At 64.6% G+C, this 24659-nt stretch carries 20 protein-coding genes; 5 read left to right on the forward strand and 15 right to left on the reverse strand.

Translation table 11 applies throughout. The features are described 5' to 3' along the window. Positions 1-6 precede the first annotated feature (6 nt). The 3 genes from H8S61_RS05755 to H8S61_RS05765 all read right to left on the reverse strand — a co-directional run bounded on the left by H8S61_RS05755 (position 7) and on the right by H8S61_RS05765 (position 3807). Positions 7-636, reverse strand: a complete 630-nt coding sequence (locus tag H8S61_RS05755) for a DMSO/selenate family reductase complex B subunit (RefSeq protein WP_186938284.1) — start codon at positions 634-636, stop codon at positions 7-9. A 113-nt stretch (positions 637-749) separates the two neighbouring features. Further along, positions 750-1373, reverse strand: a complete 624-nt coding sequence (locus H8S61_RS05760) for a DMSO/selenate family reductase complex B subunit (RefSeq protein ID WP_160941907.1) — start codon at positions 1371-1373, stop codon at positions 750-752. 10 nt (positions 1374-1383) lie between these two features. Next, positions 1384-3807 (reverse strand): DMSO/selenate family reductase complex A subunit, encoded by a 2424-nt coding sequence (locus H8S61_RS05765; RefSeq protein WP_186938285.1) that lies wholly within the window; start codon positions 3805-3807, stop codon positions 1384-1386. A 241-nt stretch (positions 3808-4048) separates the two neighbouring features. Here H8S61_RS05765 and H8S61_RS05770 point away from each other — a divergent pair, with 241 nt between their 5' ends. After that, positions 4049-5599 (forward strand): helix-turn-helix transcriptional regulator, encoded by a 1551-nt coding sequence (locus H8S61_RS05770; protein WP_186938286.1) that lies wholly within the window; start codon positions 4049-4051, stop codon positions 5597-5599. On the opposite strand, the gene H8S61_RS05775 is transcribed toward H8S61_RS05770, so the two are convergent. From H8S61_RS05775 to H8S61_RS05805, 7 genes are all read right to left on the reverse strand, one after another. Next, the gene (locus tag H8S61_RS05775) at positions 5596-5922 is read right to left on the reverse strand and encodes an addiction module antidote protein (RefSeq protein WP_186938287.1); all 327 of its coding nucleotides are present in this window, start codon (positions 5920-5922) and stop codon (positions 5596-5598) included. The genes H8S61_RS05770 and H8S61_RS05775 overlap by 4 nt on opposite strands. Beyond that, positions 5915-6229 (reverse strand): type II toxin-antitoxin system RelE/ParE family toxin, encoded by a 315-nt coding sequence (locus H8S61_RS17695; RefSeq protein ID WP_186938288.1) that lies wholly within the window; start codon positions 6227-6229, stop codon positions 5915-5917. The genes H8S61_RS05775 and H8S61_RS17695 overlap by 8 nt, the downstream gene beginning before the upstream one ends. 36 nt (positions 6230-6265) lie before the next feature. After that, positions 6266-7048, reverse strand: coding sequence for a zeta toxin family protein (locus H8S61_RS05785; RefSeq protein WP_186938289.1), 783 nt, complete (start codon positions 7046-7048; stop codon positions 6266-6268). A gap of 1 nt (position 7049) precedes the next feature. Continuing rightward, positions 7050-7619: a helix-turn-helix domain-containing protein gene (locus H8S61_RS05790; RefSeq protein WP_186938290.1), complete on the reverse strand. Its 570-nt coding sequence runs from the start codon at positions 7617-7619 to the stop codon at positions 7050-7052. Between the two features lie 134 nt (positions 7620-7753). Next, complete coding sequence (locus H8S61_RS05795) at positions 7754-8647, reverse strand: thiamine pyrophosphate-dependent enzyme (RefSeq protein WP_186938291.1); 894 nt, start codon at positions 8645-8647, stop codon at positions 7754-7756. A 2-nt stretch (positions 8648-8649) separates the two neighbouring features. Next, positions 8650-9861, reverse strand: a complete 1212-nt coding sequence (locus tag H8S61_RS05800) for a transketolase C-terminal domain-containing protein (protein ID WP_186938292.1) — start codon at positions 9859-9861, stop codon at positions 8650-8652. Then, a complete protein-coding gene (locus tag H8S61_RS05805; protein WP_186938293.1) occupies positions 9858-10946 on the reverse strand; it encodes a 2-oxoacid:acceptor oxidoreductase family protein in 1089 nt (362 codons plus the stop codon). Before H8S61_RS05805 ends, H8S61_RS05800 begins: the two co-directional genes overlap by 4 nt. Before the next feature lie 350 nt (positions 10947-11296). Here H8S61_RS05805 and H8S61_RS05810 point away from each other — a divergent pair, with 350 nt between their 5' ends. Beyond that, positions 11297-12979, forward strand: coding sequence for a lipopolysaccharide biosynthesis protein (locus H8S61_RS05810; RefSeq protein WP_160941915.1), 1683 nt, complete (start codon positions 11297-11299; stop codon positions 12977-12979). 206 nt (positions 12980-13185) lie between these two features. On the opposite strand, the gene H8S61_RS05815 is transcribed toward H8S61_RS05810, so the two are convergent. Beyond that, the gene (locus H8S61_RS05815) at positions 13186-13845 is read right to left on the reverse strand and encodes a LysR family transcriptional regulator substrate-binding protein (protein ID WP_160941916.1); all 660 of its coding nucleotides are present in this window, start codon (positions 13843-13845) and stop codon (positions 13186-13188) included. Between the two features lie 14 nt (positions 13846-13859). After that, positions 13860-15203, reverse strand: a complete 1344-nt coding sequence (locus H8S61_RS05820) for a phenylacetate--CoA ligase family protein (RefSeq protein ID WP_186938294.1) — start codon at positions 15201-15203, stop codon at positions 13860-13862. Between the two features lie 178 nt (positions 15204-15381). Between H8S61_RS05820 and H8S61_RS05825 the strand changes: the two genes are divergently transcribed. Then, a complete protein-coding gene (locus tag H8S61_RS05825; protein ID WP_160941918.1) occupies positions 15382-16308 on the forward strand; it encodes a LysR family transcriptional regulator in 927 nt (308 codons plus the stop codon). Between the two features lie 188 nt (positions 16309-16496). Here H8S61_RS05825 and H8S61_RS05830 read toward each other — a convergent pair whose 3' ends face one another. Together H8S61_RS05830 and H8S61_RS05835 are read right to left on the reverse strand one after the other, a co-directional pair. Beyond that, positions 16497-18017, reverse strand: a complete 1521-nt coding sequence (locus H8S61_RS05830) for an IMP dehydrogenase (protein ID WP_160941919.1) — start codon at positions 18015-18017, stop codon at positions 16497-16499. 192 nt (positions 18018-18209) lie between these two features. Further along, positions 18210-19661, reverse strand: a complete 1452-nt coding sequence (locus tag H8S61_RS05835; RefSeq protein ID WP_186938295.1) for a helix-turn-helix transcriptional regulator — start codon at positions 19659-19661, stop codon at positions 18210-18212. Positions 19662-19938: 277 nt separating this feature from the next. Here H8S61_RS05835 and H8S61_RS05840 point away from each other — a divergent pair, with 277 nt between their 5' ends. Further along, entirely contained in the window at positions 19939-21819 is a 1881-nt protein-coding gene (locus H8S61_RS05840; protein WP_186938296.1) for an FAD-binding protein, read from the forward strand. A gap of 44 nt (positions 21820-21863) precedes the next feature. On the opposite strand, the gene H8S61_RS05845 is transcribed toward H8S61_RS05840, so the two are convergent. After that, positions 21864-23270 (reverse strand): sodium-dependent transporter, encoded by a 1407-nt coding sequence (locus H8S61_RS05845; protein WP_186938297.1) that lies wholly within the window; start codon positions 23268-23270, stop codon positions 21864-21866. Positions 23271-23760: 490 nt separating this feature from the next. Here H8S61_RS05845 and H8S61_RS05850 point away from each other — a divergent pair, with 490 nt between their 5' ends. Further along, positions 23761-24636: a MetQ/NlpA family ABC transporter substrate-binding protein gene (locus H8S61_RS05850; protein ID WP_186938298.1), complete on the forward strand. Its 876-nt coding sequence runs from the start codon at positions 23761-23763 to the stop codon at positions 24634-24636. Positions 24637-24659: the final 23 nt, after the last annotated feature.

Consider the following 24659-nt stretch of genomic DNA (forward strand, 5'->3'; position numbering starts at 1 on the left):
TTCCCCTCACACTAGTTCGCGTATGTTGTGGACCATGCCTTCCGCAAGCACCCGATCCGCCTGCTCCTCAAGGCACACGGGAAGGCTCAGCACCAGGTTGGGAGCCGTTTTCGACGAGTCGGGCAGCGGGGGCATGTCGGCCGCCCAGCCGTAGCGCGCCCGCAGGTCGGCGATCGGCCCGAAATCGAGCGCGCGCAGCGGGCAGGCTTCCACGCAGACGGGGCTGCGTCCTTCGCGCACCCGTTCGAGGCACCCGTCGCACTTCACGCTGTGCCCCACGGTGCGATCGACCTTCGGCGCATGGTACGGGCACGACAGCGCGCAGTAGCCGCAGCCGATGCAGCGATGCTCGTCCACGCTCACGAGTCCCTGCTCGTTCTTGCCCATGGCACCCGTCGGGCACACCTCCATGCACGCGGGGTTCGAGCAGTGATTGCACGCCGAAGACACGTAGAACGCAAAGCAATCGTGCGTCCAGCACCCGTGCTCGTCCTGCTTCCAGCTGCCACTTGCCACCTCGTACACCTGGCGAAACGACACGGAAGCGTCCAGATTGCGGTAGTCTTTGCACGCGAGCATGCACGTCTTGCAGCCCGTGCATCGTTTCGCATTGAAGTAGAAACCGACTTGCTCCACCGTGTCCTCCCCCGATCCGTCGGTCGTGCCGACGCGCCGCCCGTCCCCTGGCGGCCCTCGGGTGTCGCGCCAACCTCGCCGCGCGACACCCGCTTGGTTCTGCTCAGAAGATTCTACGCGATCTCGCGCTCGTTGAGCACCGATCCCGTCGTATCTCCAGCCGGTTTCGCGTTCACCGGTTCGGTGATCACGATGTTCGGCTTCGTCTCGTCCGCGCTGGGCAGCGGTGCCACGGCCGCCACCTCGCCGTACTTCTTCCGCAACTCGGAAATCTCGCCGAAGTCGAGCGCGCGCAGCGGGCATGCCTCCACGCAGATGGGTTGCTTGCCTTGCGTCACGCGGTCGGCGCACAGGTCGCAGCGCACGGCCTTCTTCTTCTCCTCGTCCACCTTCGGCGCGCTGTACGGGCACACGATGGAGCACGTGCCGCATCCGATGCACTTCTCGGGATCGTTGTTCACGATGCCGGTGTCGGGATCCTTCGAGATAGCCCCCTGCGGGCACTTCGCCATGCAAGCCGGGCTATCGCAATGATTGCACGCAACGGAGACGTGGTACACGTAGGTATCGCACGTCCATGCGCCCGCATCGTCCTGCGTCCACGATCCACCGCCGTACTCGTACACCTTGCGGAACGAGATATCGGTGGACAGGTCCTTCTTATCTTTGCACGCCAGCACGCACGTCTTGCAGCCCGTGCACCGCGTGCCGTCGAAATGGAAACCGTACTGAGTCATGGTCTACCCCCTAGGCCTTCGCGATTTGGCCGATATTGCTGTGCTGCGGATTCGCCTTCGCAAGCGGCGACGGACGATAGATGGTCAACGTGTTGATGTTGCCGCCGTGGTCGACGCGATCGCCGCTCATGTCGGCGTCGTGCCACATGCCCTGCGGGATGGCCACCGTGCCCGGGATAACGCGCGGCGTCACCTTGGCTTCGATGCGAATCTCGCCGCGATCGTTGAACACGCGGATGGTGTCGCCGTCCTTGATCTTGCGCTGCTCGGCGTCAACCGGATTCACCCACGCCACGTGCTGCGCGGCAGCTTGGATGATCTCGTTGTTGGCGTAGGAGGAGTGCGTGTGCGCCTTGTAATGGAAACCGCAGATGAGCAGCGGGTATTCGTCCGTCAGGCTCACGTAGCTCTCGAAACCGGGATCGAACTCGGGAATGGGGCTGACCACCTCGTCGTCGGCCAGCTCCCACGTGTCGGCAAAGCTGGCGAGCGTCTCGGAATAGATCTCGATCTTGCCCGAAGGCGTCTTCAACGGGTTCCCCGCAGGGTCGTCGATGAACGCCTTGAGGCCGATCGAGGGCTCGGGGGTGCGCTTCCACACGCCCTGCGCCATACCGGTGTCCCAGTCGGGCAGCTCGGGGTACTTCTCGCGCGACTCGTCGAGAATCTGGCGCAGCCAATCCTCGCGCGTTTTGCCCCCGTCGGTGAATTCGTCCTTGATGCCCAGCTTGTCGGCGATGTCGGTGCACACCTCGTAGATGCCGCGACGCTCGAACTTCGGCTCGTACACCGGGCTGCCGTACACGATGGCTTCCATGTTGTCGGCGTAGCCGTTGGCGGACAGGCTGTACTGCTCTTGCAACGTGAGGTCCGGAATGATGATGTCGGAATATTTTGCCGAATCGGTCATGAACACTTCGCTCGTCACGATGAACTCGCACAACGACTCGTCCTGCAGCAGGTCGTGCGTCCCGTTGATGTCGGAGTGCTGGTTCGTCAGCGTGTTGCCCGCGTAGTTGAAGATGAACTTGATGCTGGACGACAGCTTCTCGGCCTTCTGAACGCCGGCGTTGAGCGCTGTCAGCTCCTCGCCGCGACGGATGGCTTCGGGCCACATGAACGTTGGAAGGTTCGTCTTCACCGGGTTCTCACCTGCGGGGAAGCTGGAAAGCGCGAACGCCGACCTCCCTTCGCGACGCCCGTCCGACGTGCCCGGCAGACCGATCTGGCCAACCAGCTGAGGAAGCACCATGATGGCGCGCGAAGTGATCTCGCCGTTGGCGTGGCGCTGCGAACCGTAGCCCTGGCAGATGTAGACGGGCTTGGTGGTGCCGATCTTCTCGGCCAGCTCCTTGATCTTGGCGGCGGGGATGAGCGTGATGGATGCGGCCCATTCGGGAGTCTTCGGCGTCAGGTCGTAACCGGTTCCCAGGATGTAGTCCTTGAACGACTTGTTCTGCCCCTTCGCGCTTTCGGGCATGGTTTCCTCGTCGTAGCCCACGCAATACGTGTGCAGGAACTCCTCATCGGCCCAACCGTTGTTGATGATCTCGTACGCGAGCGCCGCGCACAGCGCGCCATCGGTTCCGGGACGGATGGGAATCCATTCGCCGCCCTGCCCGCACACCGTGTCGTTCATGCGGCAATCGATGTTGATGACCTCGAGATTCTTCTCCTCGCGCATCCACGCGAAATCATGCGTGTGGCCCGCGCCGCCCATGCGGGTATCGGCGGGACTGTTGCCGAACATGACCACCAGCTGGTTGTCCTGCAAGGTGAGGAAGCTGCTGCCGTACGTGCCGCCACCGTAGGTATACGTGCCCGCGGCCGAGATATGGGCCGAGCTGTACGTTCCGTAGTAGTTCAGGCATCCGCCGTTGAGGTTGATCAGGCGATTCACGACGGAACTGCCCATAAGCCCCGACGACACGCCGGACGAGTAGTGCACGGTGATGGACTCGTCGCCGTAGGTTTCGCGGATGCGCTTGAGCTCGCTCGCGATGGTGTCGACCGCCTCGTCCCAGCTGATCTGCTCGAACTTGTCCTCGCCGCGCTTGCCCACGCGCTTCATGGGATAGTTCAGGCGATCGGGGCTCTGCAGCCAGCGGCGAAGCGAGCGGCCGCGCAAGCAGGCGCGCAGCTGGGGCTGATCCATCTCGGCACTGCCCGTGTTGTCGGATTCGATGTACTTGATCTCGCCGTCCGCCACGTGGCACTGGAGCGCGCAGGTGCTGCCGCAGTTGACCGCGCAGTGCGTCCAGACGATCTGCTCCTCCACCGCTTCCGTGTTGGCGGCGTCGTCTTTCGCGCTTTCCGCTTGGGGCGAGCACGCGAACAGGGTTCCCGTGCCCAGCGTGGCGGCGCCCAATCCGGCCAGGGCCGAACCTTTCACGAACGCGCGGCGAGAAACGGCATGCTCTTTCGTTTTCGTCATGATCCCTCCTTGATTCCCTCGTCTGCTCATCCGTTTCGTATGGACGAAACACCGCGCATTGTAGGCCGGACGTCGCGACCGCGTGTTACATGAAATATGTACATTTTGCATTTTGCCTGTTCAAGCGCTTACGATGTCCGTGACGAGCGCCGGATTCCCCCGCTTTCGCGCCAGCTCCCCCGCTATACTGATGCAAGGGGTATTCTACCCGTCGAAGGCTATCATCCAGGGGAGGATCATAGTGAACGCGGCGACCGTACTGCGCGCTTTCAAACCGAATACCACGCTGTTCGGCTACGCGTCGTTCCTTGCCGTGAACGCCGCCGGCGCATGGGGCGGCGTGTTCCCGTTCCTGCCGATGAAGATGCAGGAGCCGCAAACGCTGTTCTGGTTCTTCCTCGTGCAGTCGCTCGTGTTCGCCGGCTGCTTCTTCCTGAGCGTGGTGGGCTCGTACCACATGCCCGGGCCCACGCGGTTGTTCATCGTCAGGCTGTCGGCCGTGCCGTATCTGCTGGGATGGTTCTGCCTCATCGGCTCGATGTACTTGGACGCGTGGATGATGCCCCTCGTCATCGCGGGCGGCGGGTTCATCGGCGTGGGATCGGCCGGGTTCTACATGCTGTGGCAGCGGCTGTTCGCCAGCCAGGACTCCGACACGGGCAACCACGACCTCATCTTGGGAACCGCGTACGCCTCGGTGCTGTACTTCGCGCTGCATCTCATCCCCCGCGCCGTCACCGTGTACCTTATTCCGCTGGTCATCATGCCGTTTTTCGCGCTGGCGATATCGTTGAAGAGCCGCGAGATCAATTTCGACCAGCCCATGTTCGAGGACGTGCCGAAGAAGAACAAAGGCGTGTACCGTCAGGCGATCTCCATCCTAGCGCGCCCGGCGTTGTGCGTGGGGTCGCTCGGGCTGTGCGCGGGGCTCATCCGCGCGCTCGCCATCGACGATCCTTCCATCGGCTCGCTCGTGAACGCGCTTTCCATGGGCGCGTCGCTGGTCACCGCCGTCGCGTTTCTGGTGCTGTGGCAGTTCAAGAGCGTCCGGCTCAACGTGGTTTCGCTGTTCCGCATCGTGTTTCCGGTGATCATCACCGGATTCGTGCTGCTGCCGTTTTTGGGCGACGGGTACGCGCGCTGGCTCGCGGCCATCCTGTACGCGGCGTACAGCGTCACCATCATGCTCATGATGATCCAGTGCGCCCAGTCGTCGCGCGACCACGGGACGAACCCCGTGTTCGTGTACGGGTTCTTCGGCGGCGTGGTGTACGCCCTGCACGATGCGGGATTCATCGGCGGGACGCTTGCGGGGCAGGTGGCCATCCCGGGCCTCTCGTCGCATGCCGTGGTGGCGCTCGGAGCCGGGTACCTGCTGGGATTCATGTACTTCTTCGGGCAAGGCGGCTTCCACAGCGCGCTGCGCGGAGCGCAGGGCGCGGTTCCGGACGTCGAGCTCGTGTCGCTGGGGCCGGTGCCCGACACGGCCGTCAAGCGCGAAGGAACTGCCCGCTCCGCGCACAGGCATGCCGAAGGCGAGCCCGTCTACCAGGACCGCATCTCCAAGCAGGTGGCCCGCATCCGCCAGGAGTTTCGGTTGAGCGCGCGCGAAGCCGAGGTCATGGAGCATATCGTGCGCGGCAAGACCGTGGTGCGCATCGCCGAAGAGCTGGTGATCTCGGAGAACACCGTGCGCATGCACTCGAAGCGCATCTACGCCAAGCTCGACATCCACAAAAAGCAAGACCTCATCGACCTCGTCGATTCGTTCGACCCTGAACCGGAGAGCTAAAGATAAGCCGCATGTGTCCGAGAAGACGCTTGTGCAGATCGCGGCGCTGGTTTTACATCGAGCACCAGACCAAGACCGTCAAGAATTCTCACGATGGTTTGAAAGCGAGGATTCGAATCGTCCGAAAGAGTTCGGTAAAGATTCTCTCGGTTCAAGCCCGTCGAAACAGCAAGCGCAGACATTCCTTCTGACCTCGCGACAACCCCGAGAGCGTGCTGGAAATATCCAGGGTCACCGTCCTGCAGAGCTTCGCTCAGATATGCGGCAACATCTTCGGGTGAAGTTAGATGGTCCGCGGCATCCCATGGTCTCGTTTCAGGCATCTCTCGTTCTCCATTCCTTCAAGAGCTTCCGCGCCTTAGCGATATCGGCAACCTGCGACGACTTGTCGCCCCCGACAAGAAGAAGCAAAAGCGTACCGTTTTCAAGCGACACATACACCCTATAACCGGGGCCCGTATCGAATCGCATCTCAACAAGACCGCCGCCAATTGCTTTGCAGTCTCCCATGAGAGCGCCATGGTAAGCTATGCGGTCGATACGAGAGACGATTCGACGTTTCGCACTGGAATTCTTCAGCCCGCCGAGCCATGACGAAAAAACCTCAGTCGCTTCAACTCGCACCTGCATTCTAACACCGTTCTTTCTTTGTGTGTAGCTTTTACGCTACATCTGAGAAACAGAAGACCCCCGCGCTTCTTCGAGTCGCTGCTTGAGGTATGCGAGGTGCCTGCTCTCTTCGCCGGTCCAGTCGCCGAACAGGACGTCCCGCAACGCTTCGCTCGCGCGCCCCTCGCCGTCGGCGTCGGAGAACAGGCAGCGCTCGCTGCGGCTGTAGAGGCTGACGTTGTCGAACATGCCGGAATCTTCGAGCGCTTCCAGGTTGTCGACGATGCCTTCGACGATCAAGAGGTGGTGCGCCGGATCGACCGCTCGCGGCTCCGTGCCCGCGATGCGCATCTGCTCGTAGCGCAACTGGCAGCTCACCAGCGATATTTCGGGCTTCACCGCCATGAGCGCCAGCGAAACGCCGTACCCGCGACCGCGCAGGAGCGCCGCCGTTTTGAGGGGAACGTCGGAGGTGCGCAGCGTCCCCTCGATGACGAGGTTGTACCCCATGATGGAGAGCGCATCAACGACGGATTCGACCATCCGGCCGGCCCATGCAGCCGTATGAGCCGGAGCATCGATGCCGTATTGTGCGCATAGTTGTTTATACCGCGGATGGAAAGAGCGATACTCGTCACCGTTGACGACGATGGCGTTGCCTGCAAGGCGATCTTGAAGCAATCTGTGCAGGGTGGTCTTGCCCGCACCGCTTTGACCGCCGAGTAAAACCGCTTCAGGATGCTCAACCGGCACACACAACGGGTCAACGAGGAGCATGCTTACGATCCCCTGGAGCTCTGTTCGGAATTCGCCATCCGAGTAGTCTTCGAGCTTCCCCATATCAAGCCGCCTTGGATTCCCGCCTTGCAGCGATGCTCTTCAAACACTCGACCTGCCCCCTCATTTCGGACAGCTTCGTGTCGTTCGAATTCTCCTTGTACGTAATGCGCGGTCGGACGAGCGCAAGCTGCTTGAGCACATCTTCGTACACGGCTTCGCTAATCTCGTCTCCTCGCTCCCTTGCAGCAGTGAGCAAATGCGACACGTTCCCCGCGAGATGCGCGACCTCCTCAATCAATATCTCCTGTTGCAGCGTGATCTCGTACATCTCGTTGATGTCCATGATGTCCCCGTCCTCGTCGAACGTCACTAAGGCGTAAATGATCTGCTCGGTTTTGCCGCGCTGTTCCTGCGAAAGGAGGTCCCCGTCGCGCTTGAGGCAATCCAGCATGAACGCAGGATCGTTGGCGGCGCGTATGAGGTTCGCGTTCGCCTTGCTGGGCTTCTGCCCGTTTTCGTACCGCACGATGCTCGCCTCGCCGAGCCCCAGCAAGCGCGCGAAACCCTGCTGCGTCAAGCCGTACTGCTCCCGAATACGCTTGATATCCCGAGCCGTCAGATCCTTCGACATGCCAACCTCCATTCAATCATTTGATTGTCTCTACTATATCATATGATCGATTTACACACGAGGGCAATCCAACAAAAAAGGAGGGTGCCGCCTCGCGACACCCCCCGCCAAATCCGCACGCTCCGAGCGGTCTTCTACGCCCAATCCCTGCGCATGACCTCCCATTTCGCATCGCGCGCGGCTTCGACCTCCGCGACGTCCTCGTCGGTGAGGGCCTTGAAGCGGCCTTGACGACGCAGGTACGCCTCGACGCTGGCGAATTCGCGAGGGTTGCGGTTGAGCTTGAACGCGCCGCCCTCGTACTCGGCCAGGTACCACAGGCCGCAGTCGACGATGTCCTTCGAGATGTCCACCGTCTCGTCCACGTCGCAGCCCCACCCGGTCGGGCACGGCGCCATCACGTGGATGTACTTCGTGCCGCGGATGGTGGCGGCGTGCTCCACCTTGCGGATGAAGTCGGTGAGGTAGCCGATGGACGCGGTGGCCGCATACGGGATGCCATGCGCGGCCACGATCTCGAACATGTTCTTCTTCTGCGTCAGACAGCCGCGCATGTTCGAGCCGGCCGGCGTGGTGGTGGTCTTCGCGCCGAACGGCGTGAGCGAGCTTTTCTGGATGCCCGTGTTCATGTACGCCTCGTTGTCGTAGCAGATGTACAGCACGTCGTCGTTGCGATCAATGGCGCCCGACAGCGCCTGGATGCCGATGTCGGCCGTGCCGCCGTCGCCCGCGAAACCCACCACCGTGCAGTCGTCGGGCTTCTTGCCCTGGGCGCGCAGGCCGGCCTCGATGCCGGTCAGCACGCTGGCCGTGGCGGCAAACGGCGTGATCATCGCGTTGTTGGCGAAGCTGAGCTGCGGGAAGTTGAAGCCGACGGCGCTCATGCAGCCCGCAGGCAGCGCGCACACCGCGTTCGGCCCGAGCACCTTGAGCGCCGCGCGCACGGCGAGCGACCCGCCGCAGCCGGCGCACGCCTTGTGGCCGAAGAAGAACTCGTCGTTGGAAATGGTCTTGGCATTCACGGCCATGGTTACTCCGCCTCCTTCTCGACAGCGCCCAGCGCGTCGGCGGGCGAGTCGATGCCGAGGAACGAGACCCTCGGGTGATCGACGCCCTCGGCCACCTGCTCAAGCATGCGGTACATGCCCGCCACCTGCGTCTCGGATATGTCGTCGCCGCCCAGACCGCCCACGAAGTTGTAGGTGGGCACGCCCACGGCCGCCTGCTGCAGCGCGGAATTCACGTTCGTGAACACCGTGCCCTCGGCGCCGAACGACACGTCCTTCTCCAGCACGCCCACGGCCTTCGCACCGCGCAGCGCCTCGGCGATGAGCGCGCTCGGCATGGGGCGCAGGTAGCGGATGCGCAGCATGCCCGCACGCACGCCCTGGGCGCGCAGCTGCTGCACCACCGAGCGCACGAGCCCGGCCGCCGACCCCAGCGTGACGAGGATCACATCGGAATCGTCGCAGTTCAGCGTTTCGATCATGCCGGGATACTCGCGTCCGAACACCTCGGCGAACCGCTTCTCCACCTCGCCCACCACAGCGGGCGCATCGAGCATGTCGCGGTGCTCCCAGTACTTGAAGTAGCGGTTGTACTCAGGACCGGCCGAGAAGCCGATGTTCACCGGGTTCTCGAAGTCGAACCGGTTGCCCGCAGGCTTGTAGGGCGGCAGGAACGCGTCGGCCTCCTCGGGCTCGGGCACGTCCACCGTCTCGTAGGTGTGCGTGAGCGCGAAACCGTCGAGGTTCACCATCACGGGCGTGGCCACGGCGGGGTCCTCGGCCACGGCGTAGGCCATGAGCGCCAGATCGAGCGCCTCCTGGTTGTCCTCGGCGTACACCTGGATCCAGCCGTGGTCGAGCAGCGCCAGCGAGTCGCGCTGGTCGCCGTAGATGTTCCAAGGCAGCGCCGTGGCGCGGTTCGCGTTCATCATGACGATGGGGAACCGGCCGCCCGACGCGTAGGTCAGGCACTCGGCCATGTACAGCAGGCCCTGGCTCGACGTGGCCGTGAACGTGCGCGCGCCCGTGGCCGACGCGCCGATGGCGCACGACAGCGCCGAGTGCTCGCTTTCCACATGCACGTACTCGGCGGCCAGCGAGCCGTCTTCCACCATCTCGCTCAGGCGCTCCACCACCACCGTCTGCGGCGTGATGGGGTACGCGGAAATCACCTGCGGACGCGCCAGGCGCACGCCCTCGGCGAACGCTTCGTCGCCGGAAAGGAACCGTTTCATCGGGCATCCGCCTCGCTTTCAAGGATCATCGTGATGGAACCGAACGCGCACGCCTTCGCGCAGATGCCGCACCCCTTGCAGAAGTCGAGGTCGATGGCCACCGGCGCACACGTTGTCGCAGGTCCTGCGACGTCAGCGAGGGTTTTCGTGGTGCCCGAGCCGGGGTCGATGGCGGAGGCGTGGCGTGCTTGCGCACGCGAGCCTTCGTCAGCGGCCGCAGATCGGGTGCCACGGGAAGCCGCAGCGTCGGCCACCTTGTACACGGTGCCATCGGGGCAATACAGGTAGCACTGGAGGCACCCGGTGCACGACGCGGCGTCGATCACGGGGCGCAGGTTGCGCCACCCGGCGTTCTTCACCGTGAGGTAGCCCGCCTCGAAGCACGTGGAATGCGCGAACTCGGAGGGGTCGAGAGCGGCGGAGCGGAGGGTGGGGATGTGAGTATCTTCGTTGCGAAGGGGGCTCGACTCGCAGCCCGCCTCTTTGCGCGACGCGGCGGCTTCGCTGGCTCCGGCAGCCTTACCCGTCGCGCACGGGGTTGGTGCGCTGGACGAGGACGTGCGGGCCATCCCCAGCGCCTCCCGAGCCGCCTCCACGATCGCGATGTTCTTCGCGTGCAGCTTCGCCGGCATGTACTGGCGGATGGCCTCCTGCACGTTCTCGACGCTCACGCGGTCGCACAGCGCCGACAGCGCGCCGAGGAACACCGTGTTCGGGATCGCCCGACCCAGGATGGCCGCCGAGATGCCGTCGGCGTCGAGCGCCACGATGCGCGCGTCATCGAACGCGCGCGTGCTGTTCACCAGCACGACGCCGCCCGGCTTCAGCTCGTTTTCCCAGCCCGCACCCAGCAGCGTGTCGTCAAGGTAGATGACGTAGTCGGCCCGGGACACCGCGCTGCGGTCGCCGATAGGCTCGTCGGACAGCTTCGTGAACGCCCGCATCGGCGCGCCGCGCCGCTCGGGGCCGAACGAGGGAAACGCCAGCGCATGCGCGCCCGCGTCCAGCGACGCCGCCGCGCCCAGCAGCCGCGCCGCCGTAAAGGCACCCTGGCCGCCTCGGCCGTGCCACAGGATCTCAATCATGAACTCTCCCCTTCGCATCTTCGCACGTTGGTCATGCAAGTATAGCGCTCGCACGCGGGGCGGCACGGCGCGCTCCGGCCAAAGCGCGCACGTTGACGGCCAAACTGCACAACGAGCTCGATCTTGCTTGAGCCGCACGCACCACCATCCCCTCCTCTACGGCGGGCAGCAGCACGGAATCGCCGGTTTCGTGCTGGCGGGATTTCCCGCGCGCTTTCTCCCGCCCGCCTCCGGGCGCGCGGCGACAGCTGCACTTCTATTTGATGCCTGTGGATATCGCACATCCGGTTCGCGATGAACTATACTTTTCAAAACACGACGCGGTTCGAGAAGGGACTGAGAAGCACAGCATGGCGCGCTTCACGTTCAAAAAGGAACAGGCCAAGGGTTCGCACGCTCGGCAGGAGGACGACCTCGAGCGCTCCGACGACCTCGCCGACGGCGCGCCCGCGCCGTCCGACACGACGCCGTTCCTCGGCGCATCCTCGCGCGAGCGTCGCGAGGCGGCCGGAAGCAAGCCCCGCAAGCCCAACTTCATCACGCGGCGCGTCAACCGCTGGTGCAACCGGCTGCTGGGCGCGGTATCCGAGCGCTCGCTGGCCGACCAGGAGGAGGAGTACGCCGCGCACCGCACCACCCGCGACTACGTGTGGAACACGGTGGGCGTGGGCGCATGGGGCATGGTGTTCCCCATCCTCACCGTCGTGGTCACGCAGCTCGTGGGCGTGGAGCAGGCGGGCATGTTCTCGCTCGCGTTCGTCACCGGCACGCTGCTCATGATCCTCGCCAACTACGGCGTGCGCACCTACCAGATATCCGACGTGACCGAGGAGCATTCGTTCTCGGATTACCAGATCAACCGATGGATCACCTGCGCGTTCATGGTGCTCGTCGGCGTGGTGTACTGCATGGTGCGCGGCTACGAGAGCCAGATGTTCACCATCAGCCTGGGCGTGTACCTCTACAAGATGGTGGACGGCCTGGCCGACGTGTACGAGGGGCGGCTGCAGCAGGTGGACAAGCTGTACCTGTCGGGCGTGTCGCAGGCGTTCCGCTCTGTCGTGGTGCTCGTGGCGTTCTCGCTGTGCCTGCTGATCACCCGCAACCTGGCCGTGTCGTGCGTGGTCATGGCCATCGCGGCGTTCGCCACCTTCGTCGTGTTCACGTTCCCACTGGCGATGTTCGAGACGCCGAGGTCGAAGCGTTGGAACCTCGGCAGCATCGTCGAGCTGTTCAAGCAGTGCTTCCCCCTGTTCATCGCGCTGTTCCTGTACGCGTTCATCGACAACATGCCGAAGTTCGTGATGGAAGGCGTGCTGAGCTACGACAACCAGCTGTACTTCAACGCGCTGTACTTCCCCGCGCAGGGCATCCTGCTGACCGTCGGGTTCATCTACAAGCCGCTGCTCGTGAAGATGGCGAACGTGTGGGCCGACCCTGCGAAGCGCAAGCGGTTCGACCTGATCATCGTCGTGATCATGGCGGTCATCGTCGCGGTCACCGGCGTCACGGCGCTCGCCATGGCGTGGATCGGCATTCCCGTGATGAGCTTCCTGTACGGCGTGGACTTCGAGCAGTTCCGCGGGCTATGCTACATCATGCTGGCCGCAGGCGGCGTGACGGCGGCGATCGACTTCCTGTACCAGGTGATCACCGTGCTGCGCCAGCAGCGCGCCGTGACGAAGCTGTACGTGATCACGTTCGGGTTCGCGCTGTTCGTGCCCATCCTGCTGGTGAACTTCACCGGGCTGCCCGGCGCCGTGATCGGCTACCTTATCGTGATGTGCATCCTGTTCGTGCTGCTGATCTGGGAGTACATGCGCATCCGCATGGCGCTGTCGCACGAGGAGGCCACCACGGCCGAGATGCCCCGGCCGATGCGCCCCAGCGAGGCGCGTGCCGAGCGCGCCCGTCGCGAGCAGGTGCGCGCGAAGTGGGGCGCTCACGGCACGCCGCCCGTCAGCGACGACGCCCTCGACCTGGCCGGCCGGCCCCACCCCCTCGACGAGGACGACGACCCGCTACCTCAGTAGCCTGTCGGCTTCGAGCAGGACGAGGACTCGCCGGTCGCCTTCGCGCAGCGCTTGATCAACCCCACGATGAACAAAGAGGCCGTTTCCGAATGTTTCACGGGAAACATTCGTACGTGTTGCACGGCGTCGCGCACCGGCGCCCCTCCCCGGTGGCGCAAAAAGCGCCCCTCCCTGGAGGGGCGCTTCACGTTGCGGGGAGATGCTTCCTAGAACCGTGCGTACTTCTCGAGGTTCTTCTTGAGGGTGTCGACGAAGCGCTGGCCGATGTCGCTGAGCTGCTGGCCCTTGCGCACCACGTAGCCGAGGTGCAGCTTCACGTCGGTGTCGAGCGGCACGGTGTTGAGGCCCGCGCCGTCGGAGATGCCCACGAGGATGCCGCTGGTCACCGTGTAGCCGTTGAGCGCCACGATGAGCTCGGACAGCGACGCGCGGTCGGTGCACGCGATGCTCTTGGCACGCGGCACGCTGGCCAGCGCCTCCTCGGCGAAGGCGACCGGCGAGTCCTCGTCCTGCTCGAAGTAGAGGTACGGGAAGTCCTCCATGTCCTCCAACGTCAGGACGCTGGCGTTCACCATCGGGTGGCTCTTCGGCAGCGCGACGCGCGGGGCCGACTGGATGAGCTCGACGAACTCGAGGCCCGCCGCGTCGAGCGCCGCGTTCACCTCGTCGGCCGTGGCCGACGTCTCGAACAGCACGCCCAGCTCGCTCTTCCCGTCGACGACGTCGTCGATGACGCCCTGCGTGGTGCGGTCGCGCAGCGCGTAGCGGTAGGAATCGCCGCCGAGCGCCAGCACGGTGTGCGCGAACGTCTGCACGTTGAACAGATAATGCTGGCCGGAAACGGCGAAGGTGGTTTCAGTGGTCATAGGTGATCCCTTCCCTAGCGCGTAACGCAGCCGCGCTCGTCAATAAACCTGGAGGCCTTGTGTTCGGACGACGTACCCAGCTTACCTGCATCATACACGATGACCTTGGCCGGGCGCACGCCCGTGTGCGCCTTGAGCGCGGCCTCGGTGCGGCTTGCCACCTCGTCGTAGGGTTCGTCGCTGCCGAGCGAGCGCTCGACGGACACCTCGTACTTGCAGGTGAAGTTCTTCTCGTACACGCGGATGGAGTACTCGCCCGTCAGGCCGTCCAGGCCGCGCACCACGTACTCGATGTCGCTGGGGAACACGTTGACGGCGCCCACGATGAACATCTCGTCCTTGCGGCCGGTCACGTGGATGCGGGCCAGCGTGCGGCCGCATTCGCAGGTGTCGGTGCTCACGTAGCCGATGTCGCCCGTGCGGAAGCGGATCATCGGGCGGGCCTTCTTGCACAGCGTCGTGTACACGAGCTCGCCCGTCTCGCCCGGCGCCAGCACCTCGCCCGTGGTGGGATCGACCGTCTCCACGAGGATCTGGTCTTCCACGATGTGCAGGCCGTCGTGCGCCTCGCAGGCCGCTGCGCACGCGCCGTAGATGTCGGACAGGCCGTAGAAGTCGACGACCTTCGCGCCCCACAGGTTCTCGATGGCCTCGCGTGTGGACGTGATGGAACCGCCCGCCTCACCGGCCACGATGATGGTGTGGATGTTGAAATCGGTCTTGGGATCGAAGCCCTTCTCCTTCGCGATCTCGCCGAGATGCCACGCGTAGGACGGCGACGTCCAGATGACCGTGGGCTGGTACTGCTTGAGCACGAACAGCAGGCGGTCGGACGGCACGGCGCCCACCCAGATGGTCAGCGCGCCCAGGCGCTGCGCGCCGATGACGTCGGGACCGCCCACGTACAGGGCGAAGTTCAGGCCGTGCACGTACCGGTCGTTCGGACGCATGCCCGCCTGCCAGAACAGGCGCGCCTCGGTGTCCTGCCACAGGTCGAAGTCCTCCTGCGTGAAGGGGCTGACCGTGGGGACGCCCGTCGAGCCGGACGAGGTGGCCATGAAGACGACCTCCTCTTCGGGCACGGAGCACATCTCGCCGAAGAAGCTTCCCACGTGCTGCGTCTCGCGCTCGGTCTTCTTGTCGCAGAAAGGCAGCTTCGCGATATCCTCGAGCGTCTGGATGTCGCCCGGCTTCACGCCGGCCTCGTCGAACGCGCGCTGGTAGTAGACGGTATTGTCGTATGCGTAGGCCACCATGTCTTTCAGGCGTTGCAGTTGCAGCGTCTCAAGCTCCGGCCGCGGCATGCATTCGATCTCCGGATCATAGTACTTCTGATCGTAGGGGATGTCCTTCGCCATGGTTGCTCCTTGTTCGTTTGCGTATATGCAGCGTATTGCATGAAACCACGAACGCGGCCGAAACACAACCTCCCGGGTCATTCGATGTTTTGATGGTTTGCTATCTATCAGATAGATAGCTGGGTAAAATGACGGAAAGAACGTCGAACGAACCATCCCGGCACGGAAGGCACCTCCCATGACCCTTCAGCAGCTGCGCTACCTCATCGCCATCGCGGAGTACGGCTCCATCAACGCGGCGGCGCAGAACCTGTACGCGTCGCAGTCGAACCTGTCCACCGCCATCAAGGAGCTGGAGCAGGAACTGGGCATCACCGTGTTCACGCGCAGCAACCGCGGCGTGACGCTGACGAACGACGGCACCGAGCTGCTGGGCTACGCGCGCCAGGTGATCGAGCAGGCCGACATGCTGGAGATGCGTTACGCCGACAAGGGCTCCACCCACCTGCGGCTGGCCGTGTCCACGCAGCATTACGCGTTCAGCGTCCAGGCGTTCGTGAACGTGGTGGAGGAATGCGTCGGCGAGGAGTACGAGTTCATCCTGCGCGAAAGCACCACGGCCGAGATCATCGACGACGTGCGCACGTTCCGCAGCGAGGTGGGCATCCTGTACACCGACGACTTCAACCGGCGCGTGCTGCAGAAAGCGTTCGACGACGCCGACGTGGCCTACGCTCCCCTGTTCGACGCGCGCGTGCACGTGTTCGTGGGCGAGCACCACCCGCTGGCGGGCGCCGCGCTGCTGCGGCCCGACGACCTGGCCGACTACCCGCGCTACTCGTTCGAGCAGGGCACCACCAACTCGTTCTACTACTCCGAAGAGCCGCTCAGCCACCTGCCGCACAAGCGCAACATCCGCATCTCGGACCGCGGCACGCTCACCAACCTGCTGACCAGCTACAACGGCTACACCCTGTCAACCGGCGTGCTGTCGGCCGAGATGCACTCGGGCATCGCCAGCATTCCGCTCGACGTGGACGAGGCCATGCAGGTGGGCTACATCATGCACAACGAGCGCCGCCCGAGCGACCTGCTGCTGCGCTACATCGACGAGCTGCACGCCATCATCGAAGCGAACCCGAGCGTCTCCGCGCTACCGTCCTGACGGCGAGGAACGCGCCTGCGGCCAGCGCGGCCGTAGCAAGCCCGAAGGCATCCCATGCAAATGTTTCACGTGAAACATTTGTTTGTGTTGTTCATGTAGCACGCGCTATGCGTTCTTTCGACAAAAAAGCGCCGCCCGCGGGTGCGGACGGCGCTTCGAGGTGCGTTGGCGCGCTGAGTGCGAGCGGCTTAGTGGATGGTGCTGCTCACGTAGGGGGTTTTGTCCTTGAGCACCACGTCGTGGGCACCGCCCTCGACGATGGACGTCGACGACACCACGGTGAGCTTCGCCTTGTCCTGCAGCTCGGGGATGGTGAGCGCGCCGCAGTTGCACATCGTGGACTTCACCTTCGACAGCGTGAGGTCGACGTTGTCCTTGAGCGTGCCGGCGTAGGGCACGTAGCTGTCCACGCCCTCCTCGAACGACATGCCCTTCTTGTCGCCGCCCAGGTCGTAGCGCTGCCAGTTGCGGGCACGCGCGGAGCCTTCGCCCCAGTACTCCTTCATGTAGGAGCCGTTGATGTTCACCTTGTTCGTGGGGCTCTCGTCGAAGCGGGCGAAGTAGCGGCCCAGCATGACGAAGTCGGCGCCCATGGCCAGGGCCAGGGTCAGGTGATGGTCGTACACGATGCCGCCGTCGGAGCAGATGGGGATGTAGACGCCCGTCTCCTCGAAGTACTCGTCGCGGGCCTTCGCCACCTCGATGGTGGCCGTGGCCTGGCCGCGGCCGATGCCCTTCTGCTCGCGCGTGATGCAGATGGAGCCGCCGCCGATGCCGATCTTGATGAAGTCGGCACCCGCATCGGCCAGGAAGCGGAAGCCCTCGGCGTCCACCACGTTGCCCGCGCCCACCTTCACGTCGTCGCCGTAGTGCTCGCGAATCCACTCGATGGTGAACTTCTGCCAGTCGGAATAGCCCTCAGAGCTGTCGATGCACAGCACGTCGGCACCGGCCTCCACGAGCGCCGGCACGCGCTCGGCGTAGTCGCGCGTGTTGATGCCCGCGCCCACCATGTAGCGCTTGTGGGAGTCCAGCATCTCGTTGGGGTTCGACTTGTGCGAGTCGTAGTCCTTGCGGAACACCAGGTACATGAGGCAATCGTCGTCGTCCACCACGGGCAGCGAGTTCAGCTTGTTGTCCCAGATGATGTCGTTGGCAACCTTGAGGCTGGTGTCGGCCGGGGCCACGATCATCTTCTCGCGCGGGGTCATGAAGTCGGCCACCTTCGCGTCCATGGACATGCGGGACAGGCGGTAGTCGCGATCGGTGACCACGCCCACCAGCTTGCCGTGGGCGGTGCCGTCGGCGGTGACGGGCATCGTGGAGTGGCCGTGCTCTTCCTTGAGGGCCACCACGTCGGCGAGCGTCATCTCGGGCGACAGGTTCGCGTCGCTCGTCACGAAGCCGGCCTTGTAGTCCTTGACGCGGGCGACCATGGCCGCCTGGTTCTCGATGGTCTGCGAGCCGTAGACGAACGACAGGCCGCCTTCGGTGGCCAGCGCGATGGCCATGCCGTCGTCGGACACGGCCTGCATGATGGCGGACACCATGGGGATATTCAACGAGATAGGGGCTTCTTCGCCACGCTTGAACTTCACGAGCGGCGTCTTCAAGCTGACGTCGGCGGGAATGCACTGGGCCGACGAATAGCCGGGGACAAGCAAATACTCGTTAAAAGTACGGGACGGCTCGTCGAAATAGTATGCCATGAACTCCTCCATCTGCGATCGGTGCGGTGATCCGGCGTCCCGGCGGCGCGCGATCGCGTCGTCAAGTCCACCGTTACTCAGGTGTTACCCGCTATTATAGCCACGGGAGCCCCGCCCACGCGAGCATTCCCAGGGAATATGGAGAAAAACATGCGGGGTGCACGGCGCACGGCCATAGGGCGCTTTTCGTTTCTAGCGGCTTCTTCCTTGCTGCTCGACGACGCTCATGAGCTCTTGTTTGGAGTGGACGCCGGTTTTCGCGTAGACGCGCTTGATGTGGGCCCACGCGGTGTTCTCGGAAATGACCAGCGTTTCGGCGATGAACTTGGCCGAACGGCCGCGCGCCAGGTAGCCCAGGATCTCGCGCTCGCGCGGCGTCAGCTCGAACCGCGCCGCCACCGCGTCGACGCCCGCGCCCAGCGCGTCGTCGACGGTGGGAACGGCATCCGCGCTCGGCGCGCCTTCCCCGCCCTCCCCCGCCGCAGCGGGAGACGCGTCCTGCGGGTGCGCGCGGCGCAGCGCAACCACCAGCACGATGGCCAGCGGGTAGATGGCCGCGAACGCGAGCAGCGTCAGCAGCGACAGCCCGTAGTCGGCGCTGAGCGCGCCCAGAGCGCTGCCGATGGACAGGCCGATCACCAAGAACAGGCCCGAGCCGCCCAGGTACACGCTGGACAGCACATAGCTCGACATGCGCAGCGTGCGCGCCCGATCGACGATGAACAGCAGGAACACCATGCCGCACACGTCGTAGCACGTGATCATGACGAGGCCTGCCAACCCGCCGAGCGCCTCGCCGAAGAACGGCAGCAGCGAGAGGATCGCCAGCATCGCGGGAAGGCAGCCTTTGTAGACGGCGGTGGGATCGGGATGGCGCATGGTCAGCCCCGCCACCAGCGCGGTGATCGCCGTCGCCGCCACCAGCGGCATCCACATGTTCACATCGCCCACGATGCTCTCGGACTGCGAGCCCAGCACGGTGGTATGCAGGATGCCCACGACGCCCACCAGCACGAACAGGCACAGGCACGCTTGCAGCAGCGTGAGGCGATCGCCGCGGCTGGCGGGAAGGAGCGCGGCGTGCTCGGCAAACGCGAGCGTCCGCTTGCACCGCACGAGCAGGCACGCCGAAGCGGACACCGCCACGATGGACAGCACGCTTGCCGCAAGCGATCCCAGCAGGGGCAGCACCGACACCAACACGCATTGCACGACGAGCCCGCCCACGATCTGGTACACGCCGTACGCGGCCTCGGGCTCCGCCACGAACACCTCGAGCCACGCGGCGTTGAGTACCGTGAGCGCGAAGCCGCACAGCACGCCGTAGAACACGGCCGCCACCGCGAACGGCAGCCCCGTCATCACGCCGGTGGCGCTCAAGAAGAACCCGACGAGCAGCGCGATCACCGCCGGAACCTGGGACAGCGCGCCCGGGCGAAGCCGCCCCGCGCGCACGAGCGCGATGATGACGAGCGCCGTCGTGAACGAAGCGGCGTTCATCGCGAACATGAAGTCGAGCTCGGACACGAACCCGACGGTGGAGGACACCGACCCCATCGCCGTGATGTAGGCAACGGAAATCGCGGTCTTGCACAGACCGAAGCCGAGCGCCCCGAGGGCTATGCCTGCAAACTTGTTCGACACGCAATTTCCTCCCGGTTGCATTGTACCTTGTCTTGCGCGGGACAACGCGGGCACCGGCTGGAAAACCGCCCGCAGTTCCCCGCATGCAAATGTCATTGACCAGGCTATACGCAAAAAATAACCGAAAATGGGCGAGACGAAAACCGTCGATTTCGACACGTGTACCGATTATCGGGGTCGACTCCGACCACCCCTTCTGGCGATACTCGCTTCGTTCATTTCGACGAGGCGCGGCGACGCCGGCGCCCCGTCGACCGATCGAGGAGGGAGCTTCATCATGGAACTCAATCGCAGGGACTTTCTCAAGGGATCGCTCGCGTTCGGCGGCGTTGCCGCGCTGGGCGGCTTGGCGGGGTGCGCCGCGCCGCAGCAGGCGAGCGACGGCCAGGCGAAGGATGCCGAGCCGGAGAAGAAGAGCGTGCCCGAAAGCTTCACCGACGGCAAGTGGATCGGCACGGCCATGGGCCACGACGACAACCTGCTGGTACAGGTGACCGTCGCCGGCGGCGACATCGCGGGCATCAGCGTGCTGCGCTGCGACGACACCATCGGCATCGGATCGACCGCCGCGCCGATGATGGCCGCGAAGATCCTCGAGGCCAAGAACCTCGACGTCGACACGGTCACCGGCGCCACCACCACCTCGATGGCCGTGCAAAGCGCCGTGGCCGACGCCATCACGAACGCCGGCGGCAACCCCAAGGACTTCCGCTTGGGTGCCACGGCCCCCAGCGGCGGCACCGCGCAGACCGCCGACGTGGATGTGGCGTTCATGGGCGCGGGCACCGCGGGGCTCATTGCGGCGACGCGCCTGCTGGAAGCCGGCAAGACGGTGGTGCTCTTCGAGAAGCAGGACCTCGCCGGCGGCTCCATGCCCATGACGTACTCGGGCGTCGCCGCCGCCGAATCGCAGCTGCAGACGAACTACGCGCTCGGCCGCGCCGACGACAACCCCATGTACAACAAGGAGGGCATGCTGGGCGTCATGCAGAAGTACCTCGTCCCCGAGAACGACCGCTTCGATGGCGCCATGCCGTACCAGACGGCCATGTACTCGAACTCGGGGCAGCTCGTGGACTGGATGCACGGCATCGGCGTGGGCTTCTACAGCCTGGGCGTGAACAAGGCGTACGGCGTCACGCCGTACCTGGCCCCCGGTTGCTACATGGGCGGCTGCGGATACGCGAAGGACTTCCTGGTCGACCGCATCGGCGCGCTCGGCGGGCAGATCGTGTACGCGACGAAGGTGACCGAGCTCGTGCAGGATGCCGACGGTCGCGTGACCGGGCTCAAAGCCGAAGGGCGCGACGGCTCCACCTGGACCGTCACGGCGAAGGCCGTGTGCCTCACGTCGGGAGGGTTCGCGGCGAACAAGGACATGATCAAGGAGCACTACCCCCAGTACGCCGACTTCAAGTTCAACTGCGCCCCCGGCTCCACCGGCGACGGCATCGAGCTGGGTCAGAAAGCGGGCGGCGCCATCGAATGCATGGGCCGCGACCTGGGCGCGTTCCTGTCCACCACGAACCAGGCCGGCTCGAACTTCGAGATCGCCTTCCTGTACCAGACCACGCCCGGCATCCTCGTGAACGCGTCGGGCAAGCAGTTCGGCAACATCATGTCGGACAACCACGGCGTGCTCGGACGCGCGCTGCTCGACGAAGCCAACGGCGGCGCGTTCTACTACATCACCGACGAAGCGGGCCGCATCACCACGAACAAGAACGAGCTGTACGCCATGGACACCTACAAGTGCCTTGAGCACCGCGGCGACATGGTGCACTACGATTCCGTGGAAGCGGCCGCCGAGGAGCTGGGGCTGACCGACCTCGCCGCCACGCTCGAGACGCACAACGCCCACGCGCTCGCCGGCGAGGAGGACGAGTTCGGGCGCAAGAAGCTGCCCTACCTCGACACGCACGACGGCGTTTGGGTGGTGTCTTGCATCCCCACGTTCTACCTGACCACGGGCGGATTGGCCATCGACACCGAGGGACGCGTGCTGAACGAGGCGGGCGAGGCCGTCGCCGGCCTGTACGCGGCGGGCGACGTGTGCGGATCCATCGAGGAGAAGGACGGCCGGCCCTACGCGATGGGCTTCGACGCCGCCATGAACTACGGCTACCTCATGGCCGAAACCGTGAAGAGCGAGATCTAAGCCGCATTCGAGGCCCGCAGCGCCTTCCCTCCGGCGCTGCGGGCCTATCCCATCCCCAGCCAGGTTCGCACGATGGGCACGTAGCCCGCCACGAACACCACCGTGATCAGGCCCGGCAGCACGAAGCGCACGTACAGACGCGTCCAATGCGGAAAGCCGATGCCTTTGCCGGTGTCGGCCTCGCGGATGAACGCGTTCCAGCCCCAGCCGCGCTTCGACGTGCAGAACAGCAGCAGCACGAGGCTGCCGATGGGCAGCACCGTGTTCGAGATGAGGAAGTCCTCGATGTCGAGGATGTTCCCGATGCCCGGCACCTCCACGCCGGCCCACAGGTTGAAGCCCAGCACGCACGGCAGTGACAGCAGCGCCAGCGCCGCGCCGTTCACCAGGCACGCCTTCGTGCGTGGCAGGTTCCACTCGTCCATGCTGAAGCCCACGATGTTCTCGAACACCGCGATGACCGTGGACAGCGCCGCGAAGCTCATGAACAGGAAGAACAGCGCGCCCCACAGCTGGCCGAACGGCATGTGCGAGAACACCGAGGGCAGCGTGACGAACACGAGCCCCGGGCCCGCGCCCGGCTCCACGCCGAACGCGAAGCACGCCGGGAAGATGACGAGGCCCGCCATGATGGCCACGAGCGTGTCGAGCCCCGCGATGCTGAGCGCCTCGCCCGTGAGCCGCCGATCCTTGCCGATGTAGCTGCCGAAGATGGACATGGACCCCACGCCCACCGACACCATGAAGAACGCCTGGCCCATCGCCGCGAACACGGCCTCGAAGAACGTGCCCCACTGCTCGGGCGGCGTGGCCCCCGCGAACAGCTTCCCGAAGTCGGGCATGAGATAGAACGCGAGGCCCTCCCCCGCGCCCGGCAGCGTGACCGCGCGCACGCACAGGATGGCGAGCACGGCGAACAGCGCGCCCATCATCACCTTCGTCACGCGCTCGATGCCCTTTTGCAGGCCCGCGCGCGTCACCGCCACGCCGATGCCCACCGTGAGGACCATGTACGCGGCCGACTCGACGGGGTTCGCCAGCAGCGCGTCGTACACCGCCGAGACGCCGGACGCATCGAGCCCCTCGAACGTGCCCATGGCGCTGCGCACCATGAACGCCAGCATCCATCCCGTCACCACGGTGTAGAACATCATGAGCAGGTAGTTCCCGCCCAGCGCGATCCACTTGAAGCGGTGCCACTTCGACCCGGCCGGTTCGAGCGTGTCGTAGCTGCGCGCGATGCCCTTCTGGCTGGCGCGCCCCACCGAGAACTCCATGATGAGGATGGGCAGCGCGAACACCAGCAGGAAGAACATGATGAGCAGCACGAAGGCCGCGCCGCCGTACTGCCCCACGATGTAGGGAAAGCGCCACACGTTACCCAACCCGATGGCGCACCCCGCGCTGATCAGGATGAACCCCAAGCGCGAGCCGAATTTTTCTCGAGCCATGAATCCTCGCTTATCGAAAAGCGCCCGGATCGAGCGTCGCGGGCGCGCATATGCAATGCGAGCAGTGTAGCGGAAAACGACGATGCGGCCAATTGACAGTTCGGCAGCGTACGGCGCATCGTCAGCTCGAAGCGCCTCCCGTTCTGCGCCCCCGCCTACGTAAACTGAATTATCGCTAACCTGTTTATCTAATTTATAGATAACTACTGTCCAAAACTACGAATGACCAAACCCCTTGCCTCCAGCGCGGCGTCCGTTGATAATGCTTTCACCCCACCGACGAGAGGAGAACCCGTGCTCATGCGAATGCAATCGCCCCAGCTCACGCATCCCGGCGCCCGCTTTCACCCGCATCCAGCCTTCCTGCTGCCCTCAGCGCACCGGGAACGACACGGCAGATGAGAACAGGAAGCCCCGCGGCTTCTTTTTTATGCCCTGCCACCCCGTCCACCAACCGTATTCGCACCCATCGAGACGAAGGATCGAACCCATGACCCGCAACGAATCCCCTGAAGCCCCTTCCGAATCGCGCCCGCCGCGAACCCGCCGCGTCATCGCAGCCCTTGTCGCCTGCCTAGCCGCCGCCCTGCTCATCCTGCCCGGCTGCACGTCGGCCGACGGCGCCGCCGACGCCAAAACCATTCGGGTCGGCGTGTGCGCAGGGCCGTATCAGGACATGTTCGAGCAGGCCATCGAGCCCTCCCTGACCGAGCAGGGCTACACGGTGAAGTACGTCGAATTCTCCGACTACGTGCAGCCGAACAACGCCCTGGCCGACGGCGAGATCGATCTCAACCTGTTCCAGCATGCCACCTACCTGGAGAGCTTCTCCAGCCAGCACAACCTCGACCTCACATCCGTCGTCGAAGTGCCCACCGCCGCCATGGGCGTGTTCCTGGGCAAAGCCGGCTCGCTCGACCAGCTGTCCCCGCACGCCACCGTCGCCATCCCCAACGACGACACCAACCTGTCGAGAGCGTTGCGCGTGCTGCAGCAATCCGGCCTCATCACGCTGGACGCCACCGTCGATCCCGCGAAAGCAGGGGTGAACGACATCGCGGAAAACCCGCGCGAACTCTCGTTTCAGCAGGTCAACGCCGAAGTGCTTCCCACCGTGCTGGACAGCGTCGACGCTGCGGTGATCAACGGCAACTACGCCATCGGCGCAGGCCTCGACCTTGCCGACGCGGCGTACGTCGAGCAGCTGTCCGAGGGATACTACAACGTCATCGCCGTGCAGGGCGCCGACGCCGACGCCGAATTCGCCCAGGCCGTGAAAGGCATCGTGCAGTCCGACGCGTTCAAAAGCGTCATCGACGACCCCGACAACATCTTCGCCGGCTTCGGCAAACCGAGTTCGTACTAGATTCGTGCGAGATTCGTGCGAGA

The sequence above is a fragment of the Eggerthella hominis genome (assembly GCF_014287365.1).
Lineage (GTDB): Bacteria > Actinomycetota > Coriobacteriia > Coriobacteriales > Eggerthellaceae > Eggerthella > Eggerthella guodeyinii.

Bases quoted from the DNA above. Each gene is read 5' to 3' on its own strand.
- H8S61_RS05790 (WP_186938290.1), bottom strand. From the start codon at position 7,619: ATGTCGAAGGATCTGACGGCTCGGGATATCAAGCGTATTCGGGAGCAG.
- H8S61_RS05775 (WP_186938287.1), bottom strand. From the start codon at position 5,922: ATGCCTGAAACGAGACCATGGGATGCCGCGGACCATCTAACTTCACCC.
- H8S61_RS05810 (WP_160941915.1), top strand. From the start codon at position 11,297: ATGGCGCGCTTCACGTTCAAAAAGGAACAGGCCAAGGGTTCGCACGCT.
- H8S61_RS05800 (WP_186938292.1), bottom strand. From the start codon at position 9,861: ATGAAACGGTTCCTTTCCGGCGACGAAGCGTTCGCCGAGGGCGTGCGC.
- H8S61_RS05820 (WP_186938294.1), bottom strand. From the start codon at position 15,203: ATGGCGAAGGACATCCCCTACGATCAGAAGTACTATGATCCGGAGATC.
- H8S61_RS05785 (WP_186938289.1), bottom strand. From the start codon at position 7,048: ATGGGGAAGCTCGAAGACTACTCGGATGGCGAATTCCGAACAGAGCTC.
- H8S61_RS05795 (WP_186938291.1), bottom strand. From the start codon at position 8,647: ATGGCCGTGAATGCCAAGACCATTTCCAACGACGAGTTCTTCTTCGGC.
- H8S61_RS05760 (WP_160941907.1), bottom strand. From the start codon at position 1,373: ATGACTCAGTACGGTTTCCATTTCGACGGCACGCGGTGCACGGGCTGC.
- H8S61_RS05815 (WP_160941916.1), bottom strand. From the start codon at position 13,845: ATGACCACTGAAACCACCTTCGCCGTTTCCGGCCAGCATTATCTGTTC.
- H8S61_RS05840 (WP_186938296.1), top strand. From the start codon at position 19,939: ATGGAACTCAATCGCAGGGACTTTCTCAAGGGATCGCTCGCGTTCGGC.
- H8S61_RS05845 (WP_186938297.1), bottom strand. From the start codon at position 23,270: ATGGCTCGAGAAAAATTCGGCTCGCGCTTGGGGTTCATCCTGATCAGC.
- H8S61_RS05765 (WP_186938285.1), bottom strand. From the start codon at position 3,807: ATGACGAAAACGAAAGAGCATGCCGTTTCTCGCCGCGCGTTCGTGAAA.
- H8S61_RS05805 (WP_186938293.1), bottom strand. From the start codon at position 10,946: ATGATTGAGATCCTGTGGCACGGCCGAGGCGGCCAGGGTGCCTTTACG.
- H8S61_RS05850 (WP_186938298.1), top strand. From the start codon at position 23,761: ATGACCCGCAACGAATCCCCTGAAGCCCCTTCCGAATCGCGCCCGCCG.
- H8S61_RS05825 (WP_160941918.1), top strand. From the start codon at position 15,382: ATGACCCTTCAGCAGCTGCGCTACCTCATCGCCATCGCGGAGTACGGC.
- H8S61_RS05830 (WP_160941919.1), bottom strand. From the start codon at position 18,017: ATGGCATACTATTTCGACGAGCCGTCCCGTACTTTTAACGAGTATTTG.
- H8S61_RS17695 (WP_186938288.1), bottom strand. From the start codon at position 6,229: ATGCAGGTGCGAGTTGAAGCGACTGAGGTTTTTTCGTCATGGCTCGGC.